The sequence below is a fragment of the Massilia sp. CT11-108 genome, from assembly GCF_047302915.1.
GTDB classification, from domain to species: Bacteria; Pseudomonadota; Gammaproteobacteria; order Burkholderiales; family Burkholderiaceae_D; genus Telluria; species Telluria orientalis.
Genome location: NZ_JBKYMO010000267.1, coordinates 1 through 7,852 on the forward strand (window position 1 = coordinate 1; position 7,852 = coordinate 7,852).

The 7,852-nt window shown below is 67.6% G+C and carries 7 protein-coding genes; 5 read left to right on the top strand and 2 right to left on the bottom strand.

Features of this window, described 5'->3' with window-relative positions; translation table 11 throughout:
* Positions 1-41: 41 nt before the first annotated feature.
* The 3 genes from ACEN88_RS19670 (at position 42) to ACEN88_RS19680 (ending at position 2,955) form a co-directional block, all read left to right on the top strand.
* Positions 42-722 carry a GNAT family N-acetyltransferase gene (locus ACEN88_RS19670; protein WP_413342232.1) on the top strand — a complete coding sequence of 227 codons (681 nt, stop codon included), beginning with the start codon at positions 42-44 and terminating at the stop codon, positions 720-722.
* 126 nt (positions 723-848) lie between these two features.
* The gene (locus ACEN88_RS19675) at positions 849-2,342 is read left to right on the top strand and encodes a PhoX family protein (RefSeq protein ID WP_413342234.1); all 1,494 of its coding nucleotides are present in this window, start codon (positions 849-851) and stop codon (positions 2,340-2,342) included.
* Positions 2,343-2,364: 22 nt separating this feature from the next.
* Positions 2,365-2,955 carry a PEP-CTERM sorting domain-containing protein gene (locus ACEN88_RS19680; RefSeq protein WP_413342236.1) on the top strand — a complete coding sequence of 197 codons (591 nt, stop codon included), beginning with the start codon at positions 2,365-2,367 and terminating at the stop codon, positions 2,953-2,955.
* 84 nt (positions 2,956-3,039) lie between these two features.
* Here ACEN88_RS19680 and ACEN88_RS19685 read toward each other — a convergent pair whose 3' ends face one another.
* The gene (locus ACEN88_RS19685) at positions 3,040-4,440 is read right to left on the bottom strand and encodes a GntP family permease (protein WP_413342238.1); all 1,401 of its coding nucleotides are present in this window, start codon (positions 4,438-4,440) and stop codon (positions 3,040-3,042) included.
* A 229-nt stretch (positions 4,441-4,669) separates the two neighbouring features.
* Here ACEN88_RS19685 and ACEN88_RS19690 point away from each other — a divergent pair, with 229 nt between their 5' ends.
* Together ACEN88_RS19690 and fliD are read left to right on the top strand one after the other, a co-directional pair.
* Positions 4,670-5,602 carry a PAS domain-containing protein gene (locus ACEN88_RS19690; RefSeq protein WP_413342239.1) on the top strand — a complete coding sequence of 311 codons (933 nt, stop codon included), beginning with the start codon at positions 4,670-4,672 and terminating at the stop codon, positions 5,600-5,602.
* Positions 5,603-5,656: 54 nt separating this feature from the next.
* Positions 5,657-6,970, top strand: a complete 1,314-nt coding sequence (fliD, locus tag ACEN88_RS19695) for a flagellar filament capping protein FliD (RefSeq protein ID WP_413342241.1) — start codon at positions 5,657-5,659, stop codon at positions 6,968-6,970.
* A gap of 21 nt (positions 6,971-6,991) precedes the next feature.
* Here the strand turns inward: fliD and ACEN88_RS19700 are convergent.
* Positions 6,992-7,852, bottom strand: an 861-nt coding sequence (locus ACEN88_RS19700) for a putative bifunctional diguanylate cyclase/phosphodiesterase (RefSeq protein WP_413342243.1), incomplete at its 5' end; no start/stop codon positions are given.

The window sequence follows — 7,852 nt, forward strand, 5'->3', positions numbered from 1 at the left end:
GCTGCTGGACTGGATCCTGAAGCTGCCTGCATAATGACAGCATGACCCACCCGCTCGACAACATCTTCTGGAACTGCCTCGACGGCCCGCACCGCCATCTTTCCACCGGCACCGACCGGGCGCGCCGCTATGCGCCCGGGTTGTCGCCCATCGTCGGCTTTCCCGATCCCGAGCGGCCCGATTTCGCCGCGCTGCGCCCGTTCTGCACGCCCGGCGAGCAGTTCTATTGCGACGTCTGGTCCGGTCCCGCGCCGGACGGCTGGCGCATCGAGGTCGATGCGAAGATGTTCCGCCTCGCGTGGGATGGCCGCCCGGGCCCGGCCGACGATCCCGCACCGGACGCCCTGCCGCTGGGCCCCGCCAACGCGGAAGAGGCACTGGCGCTGGCCCGGCTGACGCGCCCCGGCCCGTTCGGCCTGCGCACGATCGAGATGGGCGAATACTTCGGCCTGTTCGAGGACGGGCGCCTCGTCGCGATGGCCGGCGAACGCACGACGGCGGGCCGCTATCGCGAAATCAGCGGCGTCTGCACGCACCCCGACCACCAGGGCCGCGGCCATGCGAAACGCCTGATGCAAAAGCTCATCATGCGCCAGCTCGCGCGCGGCGAGATCCCGTTCCTGCACGTGATGAGCGCCAACCAGGCCGCCCACGACTTTTACCTGCGCATGGGCTTCCGCGACTATGGCGAGACGGTCGTACGGGTCGTCACGCCCGTCTGATTATTGTCTTTTTGCTGTCATCGAACGGTAGTTTTCGTTTGTTTTAATGCATGAGCACGTGCCATCCCGGCACGCAAACCGGCCGCCAAGTGCCGGTGCAATCCATCCCTATGGAGAAAGCTCAGCATGACACACAACGACATCTCGCCGTCGCGACGCAATCTGCTCAAGAGCATGGGCACGTTACCTTTCGTCGGCGCCTTCGCCGCCCTGCAGGCGCGCGAAGCGCTGGCCGCGGGCGGCGTCAGCGCCCTGATCGACAGCCCATACGGCCCCATCGCCCCCGTCAACGACCTGACGACCGGCCTGCCGCTGCTGCAGCTGCCGGCCGGCTTCACGTACAAGAGCTTCGGCTGGACCGGCGACACCATGACCGACGGTAAGCGCTGCCCCGCCGCGCACGACGGCATGGGCGTCGTCCTGGCGCGCAAGGTGGGCCGCAGCACGGAGCTCGTCCTGATCCGCAACCACGAGGCGCACGCCGTCAGCCCGAACAAATTCATCAACGCGTTCGGCGCGTACGACACGGGCGCGAGCAGCGCCGGCGCGACCACGGTGCTCGGCGGCGGCACGACGAATCTGCTGTTCCGCGACGGCGCGTGGGTCAGCGTGACCCCGAGCCTGGGCGGCACGGACGGCAACTGCGCGGGCGGCATCACGCCGTGGGGCACGTGGCTGTCGTGCGAGGAAATCGGCTCGGATGGAGTCTCTGCCTCGGGCAAGAAGCATGGTTATGTGTTCGAAGTGTCGCCGGACACGACGCAGACGACGGGCCAGCCGATCGTCGGCATGGGACGCTTCGCGCACGAAGCGGCGGCCGTCGATCCGGCCACGAGCATCGTCTACATGACGGAGGATTCGTCGGGCAAGTCGGGCTTCTATCGCTACATCCCGGACGACAGGAATGGCGGCTACGGCGCGCTGGCGCGCGGCGGCGTGCTGCAGATGGCGCGGGTGCAAGGGACGCCGAACGCCAACGTGGCAGGTGCGCTGAAGGGCGACGCCTATGTGCTGGAATGGGTCCCGATCGCAAATCCCGACCAGAACCGCGGCAACGCGACGGGGCCGTCCGGCACGACGATCAACAACGCGGCCGGCCCGTTCGTGCAGGGCTGGCTGCAGGGCGCGCTGCGCATGAACCGCGGCGAAGGCATCTGGTACGCGCAGGGCAAGATGTACGTGATGGACACGTCGGGCGGCAGCGTGGCGCGCGGCGCGATCTGGGAACTGGACCTCGCCACGCAGGTCTTCCGCTGCATCTATTCGAGCCCGAACACGACGGTGGGCAATATGGGCGACAACCTCACGGTCAGCCCGCGCAACGCCATCCTGATCTGCGAGGACGCGTCCACGGCCACGACCGACGCCTTCGGCTACGGCCAGCGCCTGATGGGCATCACGCAGGGCGGTGACGCCTACATTTTCGCCAAGAACAACGTGCAGCTGACGACGTCGCAACTGAACGCAGCCGGCAAGCTGGATACGCTGGCCGGCGACCACCGCGGCAACGAGTTCGCGGGCGCCTGCTTCGACCCGACGGGCCGCTACCTGTTCGTGAACATCCAGACGCCGGGCATCACGTTCGCGATCTCCGGTCCGTGGGCCAAGGGCCCGCTCTGATCCGCCATCGAAAGGAACCGACATGAACAACAAACTGATGGGCGCATTCGCCCTGGCGGCCGCGCTGGCACTGCCGCAACTGTCCCAGGCCGCGATCCTGACCGGCACCACGGGATCGAATACGGTGACGGATTACAGCGGCGCGGGCCTGGCCTCGTTCGACCTCGACCTCGCCACGTTCACGCCGACGACGTTCAGCTTCGTGCTGGAAGCCGGCGACCTGGCAGCGCCCCTCGCCTTCAACGCGCTCGTGCGCAACCTGGCCGGCACCGCACTCGATGAATTCAGCTTCTCGTTGAACGGCATCGCCTTCTTCACGGCCGGCAGCGTGACGCCGGCGTTCGGCACGGTCGGCTCGACGACGTACGGTGCGCACATGGCGAACGTCGTGTTCAGCGCGCCGGAGTGGGCCGAGTTCCAGTTCGGGAATGCGCTGGGTGAGCCGGGTGCCAGCGACTGGCTGCTGGATACGCGCGGCCTGCGCGCGGGCGACACGTTCACGATCACCGCCGCCACCGCGGCGGCGGCCGAGGTGCCGGAGCCGTCGAGCGCATTGCTCGCGATGACGGCGTTGCTGGGCATGGCGGCGGCGTACAAGCGCAAGCGCGGCTGAGCGTCATCCCCGCGAACGCGGGGATCCATGCTGAGCTGAATCCTGATGCTCAGTATGGGTTCCCGCTTTCGCGGGAACGACGAGTTATACAAGTCCCGTGACGTAATAAAACGCGATCACGAAGAACACCGCCAGCGTCTTGATGACGGTCACCGCGAAAATCTCGCGATACGATTCCTTGTGCGTCAGCCCCGTCACCGCGAGCAAGGTGATGACGGCACCGTTGTGCGGCAACGTATCCATGCCGCCGCTCGCCATCGACACCACGCGGTGCAGCACTTCGAGCGGGATCTGCGCGGCCTGCGCGCCCTTGATGAACAGGTCCGACATCGCGGCCAGCGCGATGCTCATGCCGCCCGACGCCGACCCCGTGATGCCCGCGAGGGAGCTGACCGACACGGCCGCATTCACGAGCGGATTCGGAATGCTTTTCAAGGCATCGCTGACGACGATGAAGCCCGGCAGCGCCGCGATCACGCCGCCGAAGCCATACTCCGACGCCGTGTTCATCGCGGCCAGCAGCGCACCGCCGACCGCGGCCTTCGAGCCATCCGCGAAACGCGCGCTCACGCGCCGGAACGCGGTCAGGATCACGACGACGATCCCCAGCAGCAGCGCCGCTTCCACCGCCCAGATCGCGACGACGGTCTTGATGGTCGCCGTCACCGGCGTGTGCACGCCCGGCAGGATCTCGGCCGGCACCGTGAACGAATCGCCATACCATTGCGGGATCATGCGCGTGAGGATGAAGTTGGCCACGCCCACGACGATCAGCGGCAGGATCGCCAGCGCCGGATGCGGCAGCGACGTCGCCTGCGTGCGTTCCGGCTCGTTGACGAGCGACGTGCCGTAGCCCTCGCCGCGCGCCAGCGCCGCGCGGCGGCGCCACTCCAGGTACGACAGCCCCACGACGATGATGAACAGCGAGCCTACGGTGCCCAGCACGGGTGCGGCCCACGACGTCGTCCTGAAGAACGTCGTCGGGATGATGTTCTGGATTTGCGGCGTGCCCGGCAGCGAATCCATCGTGAACGAGAACGCGCCCAGCGCGATGGCGCCCGGCATCAGCCGTTTCGGGATGTTGCTCTGGCGGTAGAGCTCCGCCGCGAACGGGTACACCGCGAACACGACGACGAACAGCGACACGCCGCCATAGGTCAGCAGCGCACACACGGCCACGATCACCGCGTTCGCGCGCGAGCGGCCGATGTAGCGGATGGCGGCGTTGACGATGGATTCCGAAAAGCCGGACAGCTCGATCACCTTGCCGAACACGGCGCCCAGCATGAACACGGGGAAGTACAGCTTGACGAAGCCGACCATCTTTTCCATGAAGATGCCGGTGAATACGGGTGCGACGGCGTCCGGCGCCGTGAGCAGCACCGCGCCCAGGGCGGCGATCGGGGCGAACAGGATGACGCTGTAGCCGCGGTAGGCGGCGAACATCAGGAACGCCAGCGCGGCGAGAACGATCAGGAATGACATGGGTCTCCTCTTTCTTCTTGATGCAGCCGATTATTATTGATCGGACAAATCTTTGAAATACGTAAAATTACTGTTACATAGATTCCGGGTGATGTTGCGTCGCCACATATGTAAAGGTTTGCATTTCCACTTCCCTCATTCAGCGTCGCCGCCGGTGTACATACATTAGGAATTTCGCAAAAGAAATGATATTTTGTGAAACACCCATCGATGTATTGCGGAGACCGCCGTGCCCGTTGTCAGTGCTGAACTCCTGTTGATGTTGATGCCGCTCGCGGCAGTCATCGCCATCCTGCTGGGATGGCAGCAGCAGCGTCTGGGCGACGCCCGGCGCGACAGCCTGGACACGCACCGCGCCATCCTGACCCTGGAAGCTGCGTTCGCCCACGTGCCGGTCGGACTGGCCGTGCTGGACCTCGACCTGCGCTACGTGCGCATCAACCGCCTGCTCGCCGAGATCAACGGCCTGTCGGCCGAGGACCACATCGGCAAATCGATCCACGACGTCATTCCGGACATCGCCCCCGCCGCCGAAGTGCGCATCCGCCAGGTCATGGCGCGCAGCACGCCCCTCCTCGGTTTCGTGTTCGAAGGCGCGACGCCGGCCCAGGCGCATGTGCGTCGCGTATGGCGCGAAAGCATCTACCCGGTCGTCGACCGTAACGGCGCCCTGCTGGGCGTGACCGTGGTCGTCGAGGAGATCACCGAACAGCAGCGTCTCGCCGGCGCCCTGAAGGACAGCGAGCGGCGCGAGCAGCGCCGCACGAACGAGCTGGAAGGCCTGATGAAGGCGGCGCCCGCCGCGCTGTTCGTCGCCAGCGACCGCGAATGCCGGCGCATCAAGGCGAATCCCGCCGCCGAGCGCCTGCTGCGCCTGCGCCGCGGCGAGAATCCCACGGCGGACATGCCCGGCCACCGCGCCTTCGCCGTGTATGCGGGCGGCACGCTGCTGGCCCTCGACCAGTTGCCGCTGCAGCGCGCCGCCGCCACCGGCGAGGAAGTGCGCGACGAGACGCTGACGGTGCGCTTTGCGGACGACGAGCGGCTGCACGTCGTCATGAACGCCCTGCCCCTGCGCGACGAAGCGGGTGAAGTCGTCGGCGCCGTCGCTTGCTTCGTCGAGGCACCCACCGCTGCGGCAAACGCGGAGATTGACGGGTAAACCGGACGATGTTCGGTAAATGAAACGGCAAGCTTGCAGCGATAATATCGAGCCATGACGACCACCATTTCATCGAGGACGACGGCGAACGCCAACCAGGGCCTGGCCGACCTGTACGGCGCCGCCGTGAAGTCGCTGAGCGCCCGCAACACGGGCCTGCAGGGCATCGACGCGCAGATCAAACGCGACGACGCGCGCCTGTCCACGCTCGGGCGCCTGGCCAACGTGCTGGACGAGGTCAGGTCCGTCGCCGGAACCCTCGCCGCGAGCGGCCTGAAACTCGCGACGCAGGTCGACGGCAAGGTCCTCGACGCGCGCATCACCGCTTCCGGCGCGACTGCCGGCACGCACAAGATCGACGTCAAGCAGCTGGCCCAGGCCCAGCAACTGGTCACGATCCGCGTGCCGACGGCCACGACGACGATCGGCAGCGGCGCGCCGACCGTCGTCAGGATCGAAGCGGGCGGCAGCACCAGGACCATCCGCATCGGCGCGCCCGACAACACGCCGGACGGCATCGCCGCCGCGTTCAAGGCGGCCGGCATCGATGCGAAGCTCGTATCCGACGACAAGGGCGTCGCGCTGAGCCTCACCGGCCAGCCCGGCGCGGCGAATGCCATGCGCATCGGCGTGTCCGGCGATCCGGCCCTGCAGGCGCTGCTGTCTTACCAGCCGGGCGCGCGCGGCGCGGTGACGCAGGCGAGTGCCGCGCAGGATGCGGTCGTCAACGTCGACGGCAAGACCGTCACCAGCGGCAGCAACAAGCTCACGGGCGCCATCGCCGGCGTCACGCTCGACCTCAAGGCCAAGGGTGCCGGCACCGTGACGCTGGCCGGCGACAACACGGCCATCGCGAAGAACGTCAAGGCGTTCGCCGACGCCGTCAACGCGCTGCCGGGCCGCCTGGCCGCGCTGAAGTCGGGAGACACCGCCTCCGACCGCACGCTTGCCCAGATCCAGGACCAGGTCACGCGCCTCGTCGGCGGCGTCGATCCGGCCGCGCTGGCGGCCATTGGCGTGAGTACGAAGAACGGCAAGCTGGCGGTCGATGCGGCGAAGCTTGACGCCGCCATCGCCGCCGACCCGGACCGGGTGGCCAAGCTGTTCGCGAACGGCGGCTCGGGACTCGCGGACAAGGTGGGCACCGGCATCGCGCAGCAGCTGGCGACGGGCGGCACGCTGGCCGGCCAGGCCGCGGCCGTGGCGAAGGACCGCGACACGCTCGCCGACAAGAAGACGCAGATGACGCAGGCGGTCAACGCGCAGGCCAGCAACCTGGTGCAGCAGTACGCGAATGCCGGCAGCAATTCGCTGTTCGGGCTGATGAACGGTGGCCGCCCGATGTCGGCGTTCGACTTCCTCGCCTGACGTTCTTCAGGCGACGGCAGTTCAAACCACAGTATGGCGCGCGAACCCGGCGAGCCAGTCCTGCAGCTGCGCCGCCGTCATTGGCCGGCCGATACCGTAACCCTGCGCGATGTCGCAGCCGTGCTCGCGCAGCCAGCGCAGTTCCGCCGGCGTTTCCACGCCCTCCGCGACGACCGTCAATCCCAGTGCGTGGCTCAGCATGATGGTCGATTCGACGATGGCCGCGTTGCGCGGCGACTCCGTGATCGCGGTGATGAAGCTGCGGTCGAGCTTCAGTTCGTCCACGGGCAGGCTTTTCAGGTAGGCCAGCGACGCCTGGCCGACGCCGTAGTCGTCGATCGACAGCTTGATCCCGAGGCCCGCCAGTTCATCGAGGTGCGCCTGCGCCAGCGCCGGATCGTCCATCAGCGCGCTTTCCGTGATCTCCAGGCACAGGCGGCGCGCCGGTACGGCATGCCGCTCCAGCAGGCCGCGCACGCGCCGGCCCAGGTGCGGATCGAGCAGGTCCAGGGTCGACAGGTTCGCCGACACGGCGATGTCCAGTCCCGCCGCATGCCACACGGCGGCCTGGCGCACCGCGGATTCCAGCACCCACGGCGTGATCTCGCGGATGAAACCCGTCTGTTCGGCGAACGGGATGAAGCGCGCCGGCGCGATGCTGCCGCGCTCCGGATGCTGCCAGCGCAGCAGCGCTTCCACCGCCACGATGCGCCCGCTCCCCAGCGCCAGCTTGGGTTGATAAGCGAGCGTGAATTCGCCGGCCGCCAGCGCACGCCGCATGTCGCCGATGAGGGACAGCTGCTCGTGCGCGGACTCCCCGCCCGTCTCCTGCGCGAACGCGATACCGGCATGGCGCCGCTTGGCGGCGGCCAGCGCCAGCTC